Source organism: Empedobacter sp. UBA5987, from assembly GCF_002429865.1.
Classification (GTDB): domain Bacteria; phylum Bacteroidota; class Bacteroidia; order Flavobacteriales; family Weeksellaceae; genus Empedobacter; species Empedobacter falsenii_B.
Window position 1 is genome coordinate 1 of record NZ_DJBB01000026.1, and the last position, 17377, is coordinate 17377.

The following is a 17377-nucleotide window of genomic DNA, read 5'->3' on the forward strand; positions in this document are numbered from 1 at the left end:
TTTTAAAATATTAGAAAAGAATCTGAATCAATTAACAGATATGAAGTTTGTTTATTCAAAAGCTAATACTTTACAGAAAAGAGAATTTGTAAACATAGTGTTCGACAGCAATTTATACTATGAAAATGGTATTTATCGAACACCTACAATGATGGATTTATTTTCGAATAACCATTTGAAAATGAAGGAAGAAAACTTACTTATTTATACAAAAAAAGAGATTCTAAATGATAGAATCCCTTTCAGCGGAGAGTGAGGGATTATTTCATATTCCCTAGAAATGAAAGTAATTCTAAGAAAACTCTAGATACTTCGCATCTATTATTTTTTGTTTTCCTTTCAGTTTTATGAAAATGAAATTTTCAACAACTTCAGAAAAACAAAAAACCCAACAGATTACTCTATTGGGTTTTCTTAGCGGAGAGTGAGGCTCCCGAACTATATTTTGAAAGTACCATTAATAGCTGAATGAAAACCTTTAATTTTAAAAGGTCGCTATTTGGTCGCTTATTTCAAAATTTTGATGTGTAATGAACTTCTTGATTGAGTTACAAAGGTACGAAATCTAAAGTTTTTATGGTGATTTACTTAGCCAAAATTTGGTGAGGTAATCGTTAAAAATTATGATGTAGAATATTCTTTCGAAATAAAGACATCTAACCATTCTACCACAGCAAAATTGACAAAATATAATCCGTTGGGATTATGATATTTATAATTTCTGCTCATTAGCTTAGGTTTTAGTTTAAGCTATTAAAAAAGAATAGTTTTATAAAATAACAAACCCTACAAATTTGGACATGCCCCAAAAAGTTAGACACTTTCTGGGGCATTTTTTATGGGAAGAAAAGAGAAATTTACATTAGAATTTAAATACCAATGTGTACTTGAAGTATTAGAAGCTTCACAATCAGAACGAACAGTATCAAAGAAATATAATATCAATCAAAAATTAGTGAATGATTGGGTAAGAATCTATCGATACAATGGTTTAAATGGTTTACTACCCAAAAAATATACAAGCTATGATTCAAATTTTAAACTAAAGGTTATACAAACGATCGAAGAAGAAAATCTCTCTCTATTTGAAGCAGGTTTACGATTTGGAGTACCTAGCAAAAAAACAATTATTGATTGGCAACGAAATTATGCTAAATTTGGTATTAACGGCTTAAAATCTAAACCAAGAGGTCGTCCAAGTACAATGAATAAGTCTGAATATAAGCAATTAAAATCTAAAAAGGTATTAACAAAGGAAGAAGAACTTTTGTTAGAAATAGAGCGTTTACGTTGTGAAAATGCTTATTTAAAAAAGTTCAATGCCTTAGTTCAAGAGGAGGAAAACAAGCGCAAAAAACTGGGGCGCAAGCCATTGTAGAATTAAGGCATGAATTTGATTTAAGCTTATTATTAGCTTGTTCAAAAATGGCAAGAAGTAGCTTTTATTATTATTTAAAGAGAAGTAAAACAGACAAATACCTAGAGATTAAAATATTAATCACTAAGATTTTTCACAAGCATAAAGGAAGATATGGTTATCGCCGAATAACAACTGAATTAAATAAGAATGGCCATTTAATCAACCATAAGACGGTCTTTCGATTAATGAAAGTATTAGGCTTGAAAAGTTTAATTCGTGGCAAAAAGTACAGATCATATAAAGGATCAATTGGGAAAATAGCGGCTAATTTATTGGATAGAAAATTTAAAAGTATTGCACCTAATCAAAAATGGGTTACCGATATAACAGAGTTTAAAGTAGGAAATCAAAAGCTTTATTTATCACCAATTCTAGATCTTTATAATCAAGAAATTATCAGTTATGAACTTAGTGAAAGACCCGTCTTTAATCAAGTGGAAAATATGCTCAAAAAAGCATTTAAAAGGCTCCCAAAGGGAAGCAAACTAATGTTACACTCAGATCAGGGTTGGCAATACCAAATGAGACAATATCAATTTTTATTAAAAGAAAAAGGGATTATTCAAAGTATGAGTCGAAAAGGAAATTGTTTGGATAATGCAATTATTGAAAATTTCTTTGGGACATTAAAATCAGAATTATTTTACTTGAAAAAATTTAATTCAATAGAACAACTTAAAAAAGAAATTAAACAATATATTTACTATTACAACAACGAAAGAATTAAATCAAATCTAAACAAAATGAGACACTATAACATAAACTGTGTAAGTATAAAAAATAATGGGGTTTTAAAACCCCATTATTTTTTTGTTTAAATTTAAATATTACAAAGTCTTATGAGAAAAGAAGATTTATTATCAGATGAATTTTTAAAACAATTCAAAACAGGTGAAGACCTTAATGGTTTCCTTGCTCAATTACAAAAACGTGGTTTAGAAGCGATTTTAAACGGTGAACTAGACGCGCATCTAGGATATGATAAACATGAGAAATCAAGCGTGTCAAATTCTAGAAACGGATACTCAAACAAGAAAGTAAAAACTTCTTTTGGCGAATCAGAAATTCAAGTTCCTAGAGATAGACAAGCTACTTTCAACCCAATGATTGTTCCTAAAAGGCAAAACATGGTTGACGGATTAGAGAACGTAATTGTATCGTTATACGCTAAAGGAATGAGTGTGAGCGATATTGAAGAACAAATTAGGGAAGTATATAATTTTGATATTTCTACATCAACTATATCACGAATAACAGAATCAGTTTCAAATGATAGTATCGCTTGGCAAAATCGACCATTAGATCCCGTTTATTTAATCGTTTGGATGGATGGTATCGTTTTTAAAGTTCGTGAAAGTTCAAAAGTTATAAATAAGACCATTTATCTAGCTGTTGGCTTGAACAGAGATGGTAAAAAAGAGGTTTTAGGTATGTGGCTAGGCAAAAATGAAAGCGCAAGTTTTTGGTTAGGCGTACTAACCGATTTAAAAGCCAGAGGTGTGGAAGACATCTTAATTACAGCTACCGACAATCTTAATGGCTTTACCCAAACTATTAAAAATGTATTTCCTGGGTCACAAACCCAAATCTGTGTGGTTCATCAAATCAGAAATTCAGCACGTTATGTAGTTTGGAAAGATAAGAAGGAGTTTTCGAAAGACATGAAACAAATTTATGACGCCCCAACCAAACAAGCTGCTAAGGGGGCTTTAGAAGATTTTGCTAATAAGTGGAATCATAAATATCCATACGCAGTAAAATCCTGGGAAGAAAACTGGGAAGAACTTACCGTATTCTTTGATTTTCCTATAGAAATTAGAAAGATAATTTACACCACTAATCTAATCGAAAATCTTAATGGTAAGATCAGAAAATACACTAAAAATAAACTGTCATTCCCTACAGATGATGCTGTTTTAAAATCCGTATATTTGGCCTTAAGAGAGGCTACCAAAAAATGGTCAATGCCAATTCATAATTGGGGAATAATACTCAATCAGTTCTTAACTATATTTGAAAAAAGGGTTCAACTTTAATATAAAAGTCAAACCCCATTATTTAAACTTACACACTTTTTAGGATAGTGTCTTTTATATTTTTTTAATTTTTCTTTCGATATAGGTATTAAAATTTTTTCCATCCATTGAAATTTCAAAAGCTGTGTTAACTTCATTATTTTCGAGTAGCGAGTAAATCAATCTAAATATGGGTTGATTGGGTTTTGTTTCACTCAGAAATGTAATCGTTTTTTCGGGATAAGTAATCGAATAATTGATAACATGACCTTCGTTATCAAAATAAATAGCTTTCGATAAATTTTTATTTTCATCTAAATAAACAACCAATAAATCATCATATACTGTCATTTTTTTAGAATCTCGCGAAGGATACCCGGAACGACTTTTTCTAAAAATTACATTTTGATCTATTGATATTCAAAAGAAAAAGTTCCTTTTCCTTCGCCAGGTTTTCCAATACCAATTCTTCCCCAATTTCCAATTAACCAACCCCAGTTATTATTCGTTTGTGCGAATGCACAATTAGTAATATTTAGAAATAAAGTTTGGGTAATTAATCTTTTATAAATAATTTATATATCGTGTGTTATTTGTATTGCATAAAACAAACTTCGATTATTTCATCTTCATAATTACAGTTGCTAATTTCAACCGGAATATTATTAACACCAGATTGAACAGTTTATATAGCTGAATTTTTTGTGTAAATTTTTGAAGAATTCTTAAATTTAAATTAAAAAATACCTTTTTCATTCATCATTCCTCGATTGTTGATAGTAACTATATATTTACAATCACTCAATGTGTTATTTCAATTTGTTACATCTATTATAAAAGAACAAGAATAGTGTTTAATGTCATCATCTTGCCACAAACAAGATTGAAAACTTTTTAATTAAACGAAAAAACTAAATTTTATATACCTCATTAACATTGATTTGAGTTGTAAATAAACCGTAATTTACAAAAACAATTTCTTTTTTTATCTTATCAATTGTTCCAACACTAGACGAACCATGAATTTTGACACGATCACCAACTTTCAACGCATCAATTTTTTTCTGAGTAGCTGCTTTTTCTTTCTTTTCGATTACTTCTTTTTGTTGAGAAATTGTTTCTGAATTTTCTTTTAATTCGCGTTTAACTTCTTTCTCTACAATCTTTTCGATTTTCTTTAATTGTTGAACTTCTTTCGTTTTTTTCGAGTTTTCCATTTCAATTAATTTCAAGAAATTCGAAATCATTTGCTTTTTATTTTTCGTTTTCAAATAAGAATCCGCCATGTCTGAAATACGTTCTCCAAGTTTCAAACGTTTTTGTTCACGATCATATAATTGCTGAAAATCGTATAGTTTTTGTTGAATTTTTTCGTTAGTTTGTTCTAATTTTTCATTGTGTTCAATATTCGTTTCGCGCAACTCTTCAACATGATCTTTTGTTTTCTGAATCTCAAATTTTTCCTGTTGAAGTTTCAAAATGGTTTTATCCAAACTCACTTTTTCACTTTCAACCTTTTTCTTTGCGCGATTAATCAAACGAAACGGAATTTTATTTTTCTCTGCAACCTCAAATGTAAACGAACTTCCGGCTTGTCCAATTTCTAAACGATAAAGCGGTTCCAAACTTTTTTTATCGAACAACATACATGCGTTGATCGCTTCTGGCAAACTTTCTGCACTCAATTTGATATTGGTATAATGCGTCGTAAAAACACCGAAAGAATTACGTTCATAAAATTCTTCAAAGAAAACTTCGGCCAAAGCTCCACCCAATTCTGGATCAGAACCTGTCCCAAATTCATCAACTAACAATAATGTTTTATCATCAGCATTTTTCAAGAAATACGACATTTGTTTTAGACGATAACTGTATGTTGATAAGTGATTTTCAATGGATTGATTATCTCCAATATCTGTGAAAATTTGATTAAAGAATCCAAATTGACTTTCATCTTTTACAGGAACTAAAAGACCGCTCTGGATCATAATTTGAAGCAAACCAATCGTTTTTAACGTAATTGATTTTCCTCCAGCATTTGGACCAGAAATAATGATAATACGACAATCTTCGTTAATTTCTAAACTCTGCGGAATCGTTTTTTGAGCTTTTCTTTTATTGTTTAAGAATAAAACAGGATGATAAGCATCGACTAATTTGATAATTCGATTCTCAGAAAGTTGAGGTAAAATTCCATTAATCAAAAAAGCATAATTTGCTTTCGCTTGTGTAAAATCGATGTATTCTAAAAACGTTTGATATTCTTCAAGATTTGGTTTGTATTCTGCAATTTGAGCAGTTAAATCTAATAAAATCTGAATAACCAAATGTTTTTCTTCTTCTTTTAATTCTTCCCATTCACGACGAGGATTTTGTACACTTTCTGGCTCAATAAACGTAATCGATCCAGTTTTAGAAGTACCTAAAAATTGCCCTTTCACACGTTTTCTCAAAGCAGATTTAACGGCCAAAACGCGACGATTTCCAACAACAGATTCACGAATGTCATCCAAATAATCCGAATGATAAGACATCGATTTATTGAATAATTCGGTAATTCGTCCATTCAAATGACGCAAACGATCGCGTACAATTTTCAGTTCAGGACTTGCGTCGTCCTTGATTTCTCCAAATTTATTGAATACTTGATCGATTAATTTTATGATATTTTTTTCGTAAGTAATCGTTGACGCCTTCTCAAACAAAACAGGTGCATATTCGTTGAAAGCTGTCAAATATTTCAAGATTTCTTTCACTTGAAGCGTATTCGCCTTGATTTTGAAGAATTCTTCTGCAGGCAAATAATAGTTTTCGATTTCTAATCGGCTTAGATTTTCATCTAAAATATAATATTCTGAAAACGGAAAACGATTTCCCGTCTCGAAACTTGTTAAATATTCGTTTGTCGTTTGTAGATCTTGTACCAAAAGTTGGTGATCTTGGTAAGGTTTTAAGTTAAAAATAAACGCTTCAACCTTTTCTGTATAAGCAAATTCTGCGATTTCTTTTTGAACCGCATTAAATTCTAAATCTTTTAAAGTTTGTTCTGATATTTGCATTAACGCAAAATTACGGATAAAATTTCGACAAATTCAAAATCATGAAATACTTTGAAATCTGTGATTTTTTTATGATTGATCAAAATGGATGACATTAATTTTGACCTTATTGATATACGTCATTTGATCTGGATTTGTATTTGTTCTGCTACTTCTGAAAACTGATTTTTTCGTTTCATTTGGTTTTAAATCAATTGTTAAAGTTTCAGAATTGATTGTCGGATTTGGATTTTTAAATTCAAAAGTTAATTTAACTTTTACTGAAAAATCCTTGTTTTTATTCTTCACTTCAGTGCTTATGTTGTATGTTCGGTCTGCATTATATATCATATCTGTATTCAAAACTTTTATATTATTTTCAATTTTCCGGCCTAAATCATAAGGATCATCATCAGCAAAATCTATACAAGAATTTAGTATAAAAAAGGGAATTAGGTAAAGAAACTTTTTCATAGAGGTTAAAATTGGTTAATTTTGTTTCTGTATAAATATATGAAAATGGATGTGAAATTAGATGCTTCTTGGAAAGAAGTTTTAAAGAATGAATTTGAAAAAGATTACTTTAAAATATTGACAGATTTTGTACGAAATGAGTATGAAACAAAAACAATATATCCTCCCGCATCCAAAATATTTTCTGCATTAGATTATACGCCTTTTGATGATGTTAAAGTGGTTTTGATTGGTCAAGATCCTTATCATGGGATTGGACAAGCAAATGGTTTGTCTTTTTCGGTTGTCGATGGAATTAAATTACCTCCAAGTTTGCAAAATATTTATAAAGAGTTGAATGATGATTTAGGAATAAGAATTTCTACTTCTGGAAATTTGGAAACATGGGCTAAACAAGGTGTATTATTATTAAATGCAACATTGACGGTTGAAGCTTCTAAGGCAGGTTCGCACCAGAAAAAAGGTTGGGAAATATTTACAGATGCTGTAATACAGAAGCTTTCTGATCAAAAAGAAAATTTAGTTTTTATACTTTGGGGAGCTTATGCTCAAAAAAAAGGAGCAAAAATTGACCGAAATAAGCATGTTGTTATAGAATCTGCTCATCCTTCTCCATTAGGAGCTTACAGAGGTTTTTGGGGAAGTAAACCTTTTTCGAAAACTAATAATTTTTTGAAAAGTAAGAATCTACAACCTATAAATTGGGAAATCAAAAGTAAATAATTTACATCGCCATAATTTTTTGTAAATAAGAATTAAAAGCTGTTGGGGTGTTTACGTTTATATACGGAACTTTTTCGGTTATTTTTTCTTTTAGAATAGTATAAGTAGCTACAAAAATGGTAACATTTGGAAGATTTTTCGTGATTGATTCGAGATAAATTTCAAGAGAAGTGGAATCATAATTTTTAGAGATATAAATAAAAATATGTGTTATTTGAGTATTTTCAATACATTCTAAAATAGAATTTAAACTCTGATTTTCCCCTAAATAAATTCCTTTTTCGTTATTAATTTTTAAAAGAAGATGAGTATAAATTAATTCTAAATCTTCATTTTCTTTTTCAGGTAAAAATAAAAGCCATTTACGAGAATTTTGATCTGAATATGGAATTGATTTAATCAAATAAAAAAGATGTTTTCTAATTAGGTTTTTAGAAAACGAAATAACCGATTCTTGAATAGTATACTTTTCCATAATGATAGACATTTTGCTTAAAAAAGGAAAAACAATATCTATACAACATTTTTCGATTCCAATTTTATTGAAACAAAGTGTAAGAATAGCGTCAAAGAAACGTGTATCATATGAAAAACAAGAACAGATTAATAACACAATAATTGGTTCATAACTTTTGTTTTTCTGGATATAATTTTGAATTTCAAATTCGGATAAAAGTTGTATTTCTGAAAGTGATTTTACACTTAAATTTTCTACTGTATATTTTTTGTTTGATTCAATTAAAAAAGAAATAATAATAACTTTTTTTAAGTGATCGTGGTTAAATAATGAATTTTTATCAATCTTATCCTCGTTAAACAATTTGAACTTTTTATCCCATAAAACAATCATTTGTTCATCTAGTCTTGACAGATCTGATAGATCTTTTAGAGAATAAGTATTCATAAGTAGAATTCTAAAATAGTTCTCTTTAAAGTTAATAATATATTGTAAATAAATCAATATAAATTATAGTGATTTATTAATAAAACATTAATATTTTATTGAATATGATAATTTTATCTGCACGAAAAACATTGAAATTTATGTTATCTTAGCAAGAGTCATAAAAAATCAAAATCACAAATAAATGTCACAAATTACTCAAGAAGAAAAGAAAGAAAAGTTTGTACATCCAATACAAGAAGTATACACTCCTAAAAACAAAGTACGTATTGTAACTGCTGCTGCTTTGTTTGATGGGCATGATGCGTCGATTAATATTATGCGTCGCATTATTCAAGCAACGGGTTGCGAGGTAATCCATTTAGGTCACGATAAATCGGTTGAAGATGTTGTAAATACTGCGATACAAGAAGATGCAAATGCAATTGCAATGACATCTTATCAAGGAGGTCACAACGAATATTTCAAATATATGTACGATTTGCTTCAAGAAAAAGGAGCGGGTCATATCCGCATCGTTGGAGGTGGAGGTGGAGTAATTTTACCGTCAGAAATTAAAGAGTTGATGGATTACGGAATTACACGTTTATACTCTCCTGATGATGGTCGCGAATTAGGTTTGCAAGGAATGATTAATGATATGGTGGAGAAAGCAGATTTTCCGACAGGGCCATTAGAATTGCCAGAAGGAAAAGATGTTTATCAATCATTAGAAGATAAAGATATCACGACGATTGCGCGACTAATTTCGTTGGCAGAAAATCGTGAAGAAGATTTTTTGAAGGCATTTGATTTCGATAAAGTAGCTGATAAATCTGCACCGGTTTTAGGAATTACGGGAACAGGAGGAGCAGGAAAATCGTCTATGGTAGATGAATTAGTGCGTCGTTTTTTGATTGATTTTCCAGAAAAATCAATTGCTTTGGTTTCTGTCGATCCATCAAAAAAGAAAACGGGTGGTGCTTTGTTAGGAGATCGTATTCGAATGAATTCTATCAACAATCCTCGTGTTTATATGCGTTCGCTGGCTACTCGTCAATCAAATTTAGCGTTATCGAAATATGTGGAGGAAGCGATTCAGGTGTTGAAAGCTGCGAAATATGATTTGATTATTTTAGAAACTTCTGGAATTGGTCAGTCAGATACCGAAATTTTAGATCATTCTGATGCTTCATTGTATATCATGACGCCAGAATTTGGTGCTGCAACGCAATTGGAAAAGATTGATATGTTAGATTTTGCTGACATTGTTGCGATTAACAAATTCGATAAACGTGGTGCGTTAGATGCTTTGCGCGATGTAAAAAAACAATACCAACGCAATCATAATTTGTGGGATGTAAATCCTGATGAAATGCCTGTTTTTGGAACGATTGCTTCTCAATTTAACGATCCAGGAACTAATCAATTATACAAATCAATCATTGATAAAGTAGTAGAAAAAACAGGTGCAGATTTGAAATCATCTTTTCAAATTACAAAAGAAATGTCTGAAAAGATTTTTGTTATTCCACCGTCAAGAACGCGTTATTTATCAGAGATTGCAGAGAATAATCGTGGATATGATGTTCGTGCAAATGCGCAGAGAGATGTTGCGCAAAAACTATATGGTTTCTTTAAAACAATTGAAACACTTTCTGGAAAAACACCAACGATTTCTCAACATGGAATCGAGATTTCTGGAATTGATAATGCTGATTTGGTTAAAGTTCTTTTAGCTGAATTTGATAAATTAAAAATGAATTTAGATCCTTTCAACTGGGAAGTAATCACGACTTGGGATGAAAAGGTAAATAAATATAAAAATCCGGTTTATACATTTAAAGTACGTGATAAAGAAATTAAAATTCAGACACATTCAGAGTCTTTATCGCATTTACAAATCCCTAAAATTGCATTGCCAAAGTACGAAGCTTGGGGCGATATTTTGCATTGGGTTTTACAAGAAAACGTACCGGGTGAGTTTCCATTTACTTCAGGATTATATCCATTTAAACGTGAAGGTGAGGATCCAACGCGTATGTTTGCGGGAGAAGGTGGGCCAGAGCGTACCAATCGTCGTTTCCATTATGTTTCGAAAGGAATGCCTGCAAAGCGTTTGTCTACGGCGTTTGATTCGGTAACTTTGTATGGAAATGATCCAGGTTATCGTCCTGATATTTACGGGAAAATTGGTAATGCCGGAGTTTCGATTTGTTGTTTAGATGATGCGAAGAAATTATATTCTGGTTTCGATTTATCACATCCAGCAACTTCGGTTTCGATGACGATTAATGGACCAGCACCTATGTTGTTAGGTTTCTTTATGAATGCCGCAATTGATCAAAATTGTGAAAAATACATCAAAGAAAATGGTTTAGAAGCAGAAACTGAAGCAAAAATCAAAGCTATTTACGAAGATAAAGGTTTGGAAAGACCACGATATAACGGCGATTTACCAGAAGGAAATGATGGTTTAGGGTTAATGCTTTTGGGTGTAACTGGTGATCAGGTTTTACCTGCAGAAGTTTATGCTGAAATTAAGAAAAATACGTTAGCTCAGGTTCGTGGAACTGTTCAGGCAGATATTTTAAAAGAAGACCAAGCACAAAATACGTGTATTTTCTCAACAGAATTTGCATTGCGTTTAATGGGCGATGTGCAAGAATATTTCATCAATCAAAATGTACGTAATTTTTATTCGGTTTCTATTTCGGGTTACCATATTGCTGAAGCAGGAGCAAATCCTATTACGCAGTTAGCGTTTACGTTAGCTAATGGATTTACGTATGTTGAGTATTATTTATCTCGCGGAATGGATATCAATGCGTTTGGGCCAAACTTATCGTTTTTCTTCTCCAATGGTATCGATCCAGAATATTCAGTAATTGGTCGTGTAGCGCGTAAAATTTGGGCAAAAGCCTTGAAAAATAAATACGGAGCTAACGAACGTGCACAAATGTTGAAATACCATATTCAGACTTCGGGTCGATCGTTACACGCGCAAGAAATTGATTTCAATGATATTCGTACAACATTGCAAGCTTTATATGCGATTTACGACAACTGTAACTCGTTACATACCAATGCGTACGATGAAGCAATTACAACGCCAACAGAAGAATCGGTTCGCCGTGCAATGGCTATTCAGTTGATTATCAATAAAGAATTAGGTTTGGCGAAGAACGAAAATCCAATTCAAGGGTCGTTCATTATCGAAGAATTAACAGATTTAGTTGAAGAAGCAGTTTTACAAGAATTTGATCGTATTACAGAGCGTGGAGGCGTTTTAGGAGCGATGGAAACGATGTATCAACGTTCTAAAATTCAGGAAGAATCATTGTATTACGAAACATTGAAACACAACGGAACGTTCCCAATTATTGGTGTAAATACGTTCTTAAGTTCAAAAGGTTCTCCAACCGTGGTGCCTGCGGAGGTAATTCGTGCGACAGAGGAAGAAAAACAATTCCAAATTCACACTAAAGAAAATTTGAATAAAATTAATGAACAACAAGTTGAAAGTGCATTGGATGATGCGCAACAAGCAGCTGTTAACAACCAAAATATTTTTGAAGTTTTGATGGAAGCTACCAAAGTTTGTTCGTTAGGGCAAATTACTTCTGCCTTGTTCGAAGTAGGTGGACAGTACCGTAGAAATATGTAAGAAATATAATTTTTTAATATTGTTTTTAAGCCTTGTCTTTCGACAAGGCTTATTTATTTTTAATTAATTTGTAAATTTCAAACATGAAAGATTTCCTACTCAAAAAAGATATACAAATTTCTGCAAAACGATATTTTATCGATGCAATGGGCGCAATGGCTTATGGCTTATTCGCGACTTTATTGGTTGGTACAATTTTGAAAACCATTGGTGAAGAGTTAAATGTTTCTTTTTTAACTGATATTGTTTGGCCAGTTGCAAATCAAGCGACAGGACCTGCGATAGCATTAGCTATTGCCTATAGTTTACGAGCACCTCAATTGGTATTATTTTCGTCAGCAGTAGTAGGAATTGCAGCATATCAATTAGGTGGACCTTTAGGAGTTTTTATATCGACAATTGTAGCGGTTGAGGTAGGAAAAATGGTTGCAGGCGAAACCCGAATAGATATTGTCATTACACCGATTATTACTGTTTTGGTTGGAGTAATCTTAGCACAAATCATTGGTCCTTCTGTTCAACAAATGATGAAATGGATTGGTGAAATAATTATATTATCAACAGATTCAAATCCTTTGATAATGGGAGTTGTAATTGCTGTAATTGTCGGTATGGTTTTGACTTTACCAATTTCATCAGCTGCTTTGTGTCTAATGTTAGAATTAAACGGTTTAGCAGCTGGAGCTGCAACAATAGGTTGTTGTGCACAAATGATTGGTTTTGCAACAATTAGTTTTAAAGATAATGGTTTGAAAGGTGTTTTAGCGCAAGGATTAGGAACAAGTATGCTGCAAGTACCTAATATTTATAAAAATTGGAAAATTTGGATTCCGCCAACTTTGGCTTCAGCTATTATTGGTCCAATTGCAATTATTTATTTCAATATGGAAAATACAGCTTTAGAATCGGGGATGGGTTCTTGCGGTTTAGTTGGTCAAATAGGAACTTTCAATGCTATGAAATCGAAATATGAAACTTCATATATATTAATTTCTATTTTGATTTTACAAATCATTGCTCCAGCAATTATTTCATATTTGATTTACATTTTTATGAAAAAGAAAAACTGGATAAAAGACGGAGATATGAAGTTGGGTTAAATATTAAAATAATAAAGAATCCCTTTCTTTAATAATACAATTAAGAAAGAGATTCTAACTATTAAAGACATAATAAATGAAAAGATTTTTACTGCTTTTTGATAATTGTATTGTTATTGCCCTCAATTATTTGAGGTAATTTACCATTTTTAGATAAAGCTTTACGATAATATAATGTATTTCCTTCGCCAGCTAATTCAGCAGAAGTTAATCTATTAACAGATATTGTATTATTTGTTCCCATGATCTCAACTTTGGTACAATCTCCTTTCAAATTGATCACATGTCCACTTCCACCAACATCTACTTTTTGTCCCTTACAATCTAACGTTAATTTTTTATTATTTCCATCAATTTCTATCTGCGCAAAAGAAAGGTGACTAATAAATAACATCGTAACAGCACATAATAATTTATTCATTTTCATTGTGATTTATTTTTTGGTTACTTTTTAGAAATCAAGAATCGTGCACTTTCAATTAATAAAATCTAACTTTACAAAAATTTAACAGAATGACTTTAGTTGAGCTAAAACAATTGTTTTTAGATAAATTGCAATTACTATATGATAAAGAAGAAGCTTCTCATATTTTCATGATTTATGTAGAAGATAAGTTGAATCTTGATTTATCTAGCCAAGTTGAAATTGAATTAACGACTGAAATTTTATCAGATTTAGAGCAATTAAAAAAAGGTCAACCGATACAGCATATTACTGGGAAAGCTTTTTTCTATAATGATTTCTTTTTTGTGAATGAGAATACATTAATTCCTCGTCCTGAAACGGAAGAATTGATCGAATTAATTAGAAATGATTATGCACAAAATCAAGATATTTCTATGATTGATTTAGGGACAGGAACAGGATGTATTTCTATTTCGTTGGCAAAATTATTTCCAAATGCAAAAGTTTCTGCATTAGATATTTCTGAAAATGCTTTGAAAATAGCACAATTAAATGCTGAAACTTTAAAAGTTAATATAAATTTTTATCATAATAATTTACTGGAGGACATTCAATTAAACCAGAAATTTGATGTAATTATTTCAAATCCACCTTATATCCGAAATCTTGAAAAAGAAGAAATGCATCAAAATGTTTTAAATTTTGAACCTCATTTGGCACTTTTTGTTGAAAATGATGATGCTTTAATTTTTTATGAAAGAGTAATAGATTTTGCTAAAAATCATTTGAAAGAGAATGGAAAAATTTATTGCGAAATCAATCAATATTTGGGAGAAGAAACAAAACAATTATTCCAAAAATTTTATCAAAATGTAATCATCCACAAAGATATTTCTGGAAATGATCGTATGTTAAGTGCTTCTAATCAATAATTATTTATAAAAATCTTGTTTTATTTTCTGAAAAGATTTAATTTTAATTCAATAATCGTTCGCAATTTGGTATTAAAATTGTTAGAATTGATTCTATTATTAAAACAATTAAATAAACAACTATGAAAAAATTATTTGTATTAGTGGCAGTTGCTTCATTATCATTTGCTACTTCTTGTAAACAAGAAACTTCAAAAACAACTGAAACTAATGTAACTGTAGATTCATTAGCGAACGACTCTACGGCTGTTATCAAAGAAACGACAACTACAACAACTACATTATCAGAAACTGATGCAAAAGCGAAAGTAGATGAAGCAAAAAAAGCTTTAGATGAAGCAAAAGCGAAAGGTGATAAAGCTGCAACAGAAGCTGCGCAAAAAGCTTATGACGATGCTAATAAAGCGTGGATTGATGCAAAAGCTGCTGTAAATAATGCTGCTCAAGATGTAAAAGATGGAGTGAATAATGCAGTAGACAAAGTAGATGCAAAAGCTAATCAAGCAAAAGAAGATATTAATACAGCTGCAAAAGACGCAAAAGCTGATATTAATGCGGCTGCAAAAGATGTGAAAGCAGAAGCGAAAGAAGCTGGAGAAAAAGCAAAAGAAGGATATAACAATACGTTAGATAAATTAAAAGCGAAATAATTTCAAAATAATTATTGCTAACTTAGCCTTGAGAAATCTCAAGGCTATTTTTTATGTTAAATTTTAGACAAGCAACAAAGACAGATGCGTTATCAATTGCAAAATTGATGATGTTAGCAATGGATAAAATCGTTTATGATTTTATCGGAAAAACAGATTATGAAGAAGGAGTTAACTTCTTGAAAAAATTAATTGAACAAGAAGAAAATCAATATAGTTATCAAAATACAGTTGTTGTAGAATATGATAAGCAATTTGCTGGAACAACAACTTTTTATGATGGAGGAAAATTAGAAGAACTTCGAAAACCTGTTTTAGAATTATTGAAAAATGATTATAACCAAATTATTCATCCGCAAGATGAAACACAAGCAGGTGAAATATATATTGATACCATTGCAGTTTCCGAAGATTTTAGAGGAAAAGGAATAGGTTCTAAAATATTGGATTATTTGATTGATGAAATAGGAAATAAGCAAGGCAAAACATTAGGTTTATTGGTTGACTTTACAAACCCGAATGCAAAGAAATTGTACGAAAGAAAAGGTTTTGAAGTGGTTGGAGAAAAAATGTTGATGAACGAAAATCATGAACATATGCAATACAAACCAAAACAATAGATAATAAAAAAGAGCTTTCAGAAAAGCTCTTTTTTTATTTCATTACCCCTAATTGAGTTAAGATTTTTTCTTCGTACGGATCGATTGTAAATTGTTCAAATTTCACAAAATCTTTTCCATCTTTTAAGTAACCTAATTGATAATTTTGACGAATAACAGCTTGATTTTCGAAGCTTTCCAAAATAGGTAATTCAGAAATTGGACTTAAAATTCGTTCGTTTTTGGTAGAAATTAAACCAAAATGCATCAAATAATTCTCTTTTGATAAGAAATATGGAAAATAAGCTAATATATCTGGACGCTCAATTTTTAGTGAAGTAGCTTCTCCAAAAGTGGCAAAATTTTGATCGACAGGTGTTAAATATTCGTATTGATAAGCTATAATCAATTGATTATTTTTATCAATCATTCCCCATTTCCCATCTTTTTCAACTCCAGCTAAACCAGCTCTAAAATCTGTACAACCATCATATTCGAACGGGATCACAACTTGATTTAATAAATCAATAAAACCCCATTTTTCGTCTTTTTTTACAGCACAAATATTCTCAATAAAATCACTCGTTAAATCATATTCGAACGGAATCAAAATTTGGTTAGATTTTGTTATAATTCCCCACTTATTCTCTTTTTGCGCGCTGTAGGCATTAACAGTTGTAAGTACAAGTTTTTGATATTCGAACGGAATAATCACATTTCCTTCTTTATCTATTAAACCAAATTGATTATCAATAGATATTGGTGCCAAATTATTGCGATCGAAAACAGTTAAATCTTCAAATGTCGTTGTTTCTTTGTGAACAAAATTGTCAAACTGGTCTGTATCTTTTGGTGATATTTTAGTCATGATTCTATAATTCGACGCAAAATTAATTAATCAAAAATTAATAGTTTGCATATAAATTTTAAAATATCCGATTTTAAACACTTTTTGTAAATAAAATTCTTATTTTTGTGAGAAAGCTTAAAATATAACCTATGAATATTTTTACTAAACTATTTTTAACCACAACTGTTATGGCGAGTAGTTTTGTTGCTGCTCAACAAGATAGTATAAACATTACTAATTTACCAACAACGATTAATAAAGATTATTCTTTTGAAGGAATATGGAAAATTTCTAACGACGGAAATACATCTAACTATAAAATTTCTGGAGGAAAATTGACAAATTATTCAAACAAAACAAGTCAGACTTTATTTCTTGATTTATATTTTGCTCCATCAAAAACATCTGTAGATTTATATAATTTACCGAATAAAATCAATACAAATGCACAATTAGGGAATTTAGAAGGTAACGGAACTAGTTTCAATAATGTGATTGTAACATTCAAAGGATCTGATGTACAAGCCTTATCACAAGGAGATTATACACCAATTTTGTTATTGAAAGAAAAAGAATCTGGTTCTATTTTGAATTATAAAGTTTTTGTAATCTTCCCCTTG

Annotated in this window: 16 protein-coding genes; 10 read left to right on the forward strand and 6 right to left on the reverse strand. The window is 30.6% G+C overall.

Features of this window, described 5'->3' with window-relative positions; genetic code table 11:
• From B3J26_RS04235 to B3J26_RS04250, 3 genes are all read left to right on the forward strand, one after another.
• Nucleotides 1-256, forward strand: a 256-nt coding sequence (locus B3J26_RS04235) for a hypothetical protein (protein ID WP_291073417.1), incomplete at its 5' end; no start/stop codon positions are given.
• Nucleotides 257-838: 582 nt separating this feature from the next.
• A protein-coding gene (locus B3J26_RS14885; protein WP_414646897.1) for an IS3 family transposase occupies nt 839-2238 on the forward strand; the annotation gives its coding sequence in 2 pieces (ribosomal slippage) (nt 839-1322 and nt 1322-2238; 1401 coding nt in all).
• Nucleotides 2239-2259: 21 nt separating this feature from the next.
• Nucleotides 2260-3456 carry an IS256 family transposase gene (locus tag B3J26_RS04250; protein WP_291073421.1) on the forward strand — a complete coding sequence of 399 codons (1197 nt, stop codon included), beginning with the start codon at nt 2260-2262 and terminating at the stop codon, nt 3454-3456.
• Nucleotides 3457-3510: 54 nt separating this feature from the next.
• Here B3J26_RS04250 and B3J26_RS04255 read toward each other — a convergent pair whose 3' ends face one another.
• The 3 genes from B3J26_RS04255 to B3J26_RS04265 all read right to left on the reverse strand — a co-directional run bounded on the left by B3J26_RS04255 (nt 3511) and on the right by B3J26_RS04265 (nt 6947).
• Nucleotides 3511-3786 carry a hypothetical protein gene (locus B3J26_RS04255; RefSeq protein WP_291061361.1) on the reverse strand — a complete coding sequence of 92 codons (276 nt, stop codon included), beginning with the start codon at nt 3784-3786 and terminating at the stop codon, nt 3511-3513.
• A 560-nt stretch (nt 3787-4346) separates the two neighbouring features.
• Nucleotides 4347-6494 carry an endonuclease MutS2 gene (locus B3J26_RS04260; RefSeq protein ID WP_291073422.1) on the reverse strand — a complete coding sequence of 716 codons (2148 nt, stop codon included), beginning with the start codon at nt 6492-6494 and terminating at the stop codon, nt 4347-4349.
• Between the two features lie 69 nt (nt 6495-6563).
• Complete coding sequence (locus B3J26_RS04265; RefSeq protein WP_291073424.1) at nt 6564-6947, reverse strand: DUF5004 domain-containing protein; 384 nt, start codon at nt 6945-6947, stop codon at nt 6564-6566.
• A gap of 45 nt (nt 6948-6992) precedes the next feature.
• On the opposite strand from B3J26_RS04265, the gene B3J26_RS04270 reads away from it, so the two are divergent.
• Nucleotides 6993-7670, forward strand: a complete 678-nt coding sequence (locus tag B3J26_RS04270; protein WP_219034364.1) for a uracil-DNA glycosylase — start codon at nt 6993-6995, stop codon at nt 7668-7670.
• A 1-nt stretch (nt 7671) separates the two neighbouring features.
• Here B3J26_RS04270 and B3J26_RS04275 read toward each other — a convergent pair whose 3' ends face one another.
• On the reverse strand, nt 7672-8574 hold the full coding sequence (locus tag B3J26_RS04275) for a hypothetical protein (protein WP_280049674.1): 903 nt from the start codon (nt 8572-8574) through the stop codon (nt 7672-7674).
• Nucleotides 8575-8758: 184 nt separating this feature from the next.
• Here B3J26_RS04275 and B3J26_RS04280 point away from each other — a divergent pair, with 184 nt between their 5' ends.
• Together B3J26_RS04280 and B3J26_RS04285 are read left to right on the forward strand one after the other, a co-directional pair.
• Nucleotides 8759-12220 carry a methylmalonyl-CoA mutase family protein gene (locus B3J26_RS04280; protein WP_291073426.1) on the forward strand — a complete coding sequence of 1154 codons (3462 nt, stop codon included), beginning with the start codon at nt 8759-8761 and terminating at the stop codon, nt 12218-12220.
• 83 nt (nt 12221-12303) lie between these two features.
• Entirely contained in the window at nt 12304-13320 is a 1017-nt protein-coding gene (locus tag B3J26_RS04285) for a PTS transporter subunit IIC (RefSeq protein WP_291073428.1), read from the forward strand.
• Between the two features lie 88 nt (nt 13321-13408).
• On the opposite strand, the gene B3J26_RS04290 is transcribed toward B3J26_RS04285, so the two are convergent.
• On the reverse strand, nt 13409-13741 hold the full coding sequence (locus B3J26_RS04290; protein WP_180904618.1) for a DUF3060 domain-containing protein: 333 nt from the start codon (nt 13739-13741) through the stop codon (nt 13409-13411).
• A gap of 92 nt (nt 13742-13833) precedes the next feature.
• On the opposite strand from B3J26_RS04290, the gene prmC reads away from it, so the two are divergent.
• The 3 genes from prmC (at nt 13834) to B3J26_RS04305 (ending at nt 15928) form a co-directional block, all read left to right on the forward strand.
• Complete coding sequence (gene prmC, locus B3J26_RS04295) at nt 13834-14658, forward strand: peptide chain release factor N(5)-glutamine methyltransferase (RefSeq protein ID WP_291073431.1); 825 nt, start codon at nt 13834-13836, stop codon at nt 14656-14658.
• Nucleotides 14659-14780: 122 nt separating this feature from the next.
• Nucleotides 14781-15308, forward strand: a complete 528-nt coding sequence (locus B3J26_RS04300) for a hypothetical protein (RefSeq protein ID WP_180904616.1) — start codon at nt 14781-14783, stop codon at nt 15306-15308.
• 53 nt (nt 15309-15361) lie between these two features.
• Entirely contained in the window at nt 15362-15928 is a 567-nt protein-coding gene (locus tag B3J26_RS04305; RefSeq protein WP_180904615.1) for a GNAT family N-acetyltransferase, read from the forward strand.
• Nucleotides 15929-15962: 34 nt separating this feature from the next.
• Here the strand turns inward: B3J26_RS04305 and B3J26_RS04310 are convergent, their stop codons facing one another.
• Nucleotides 15963-16775, reverse strand: coding sequence for a WG repeat-containing protein (locus tag B3J26_RS04310; RefSeq protein WP_180904614.1), 813 nt, complete (start codon nt 16773-16775; stop codon nt 15963-15965).
• Between the two features lie 131 nt (nt 16776-16906).
• Here B3J26_RS04310 and B3J26_RS04315 point away from each other — a divergent pair.
• Nucleotides 16907-17377, forward strand: a 471-nt coding sequence (locus B3J26_RS04315) for a hypothetical protein (protein ID WP_291073434.1), incomplete at its 3' end; no start/stop codon positions are given.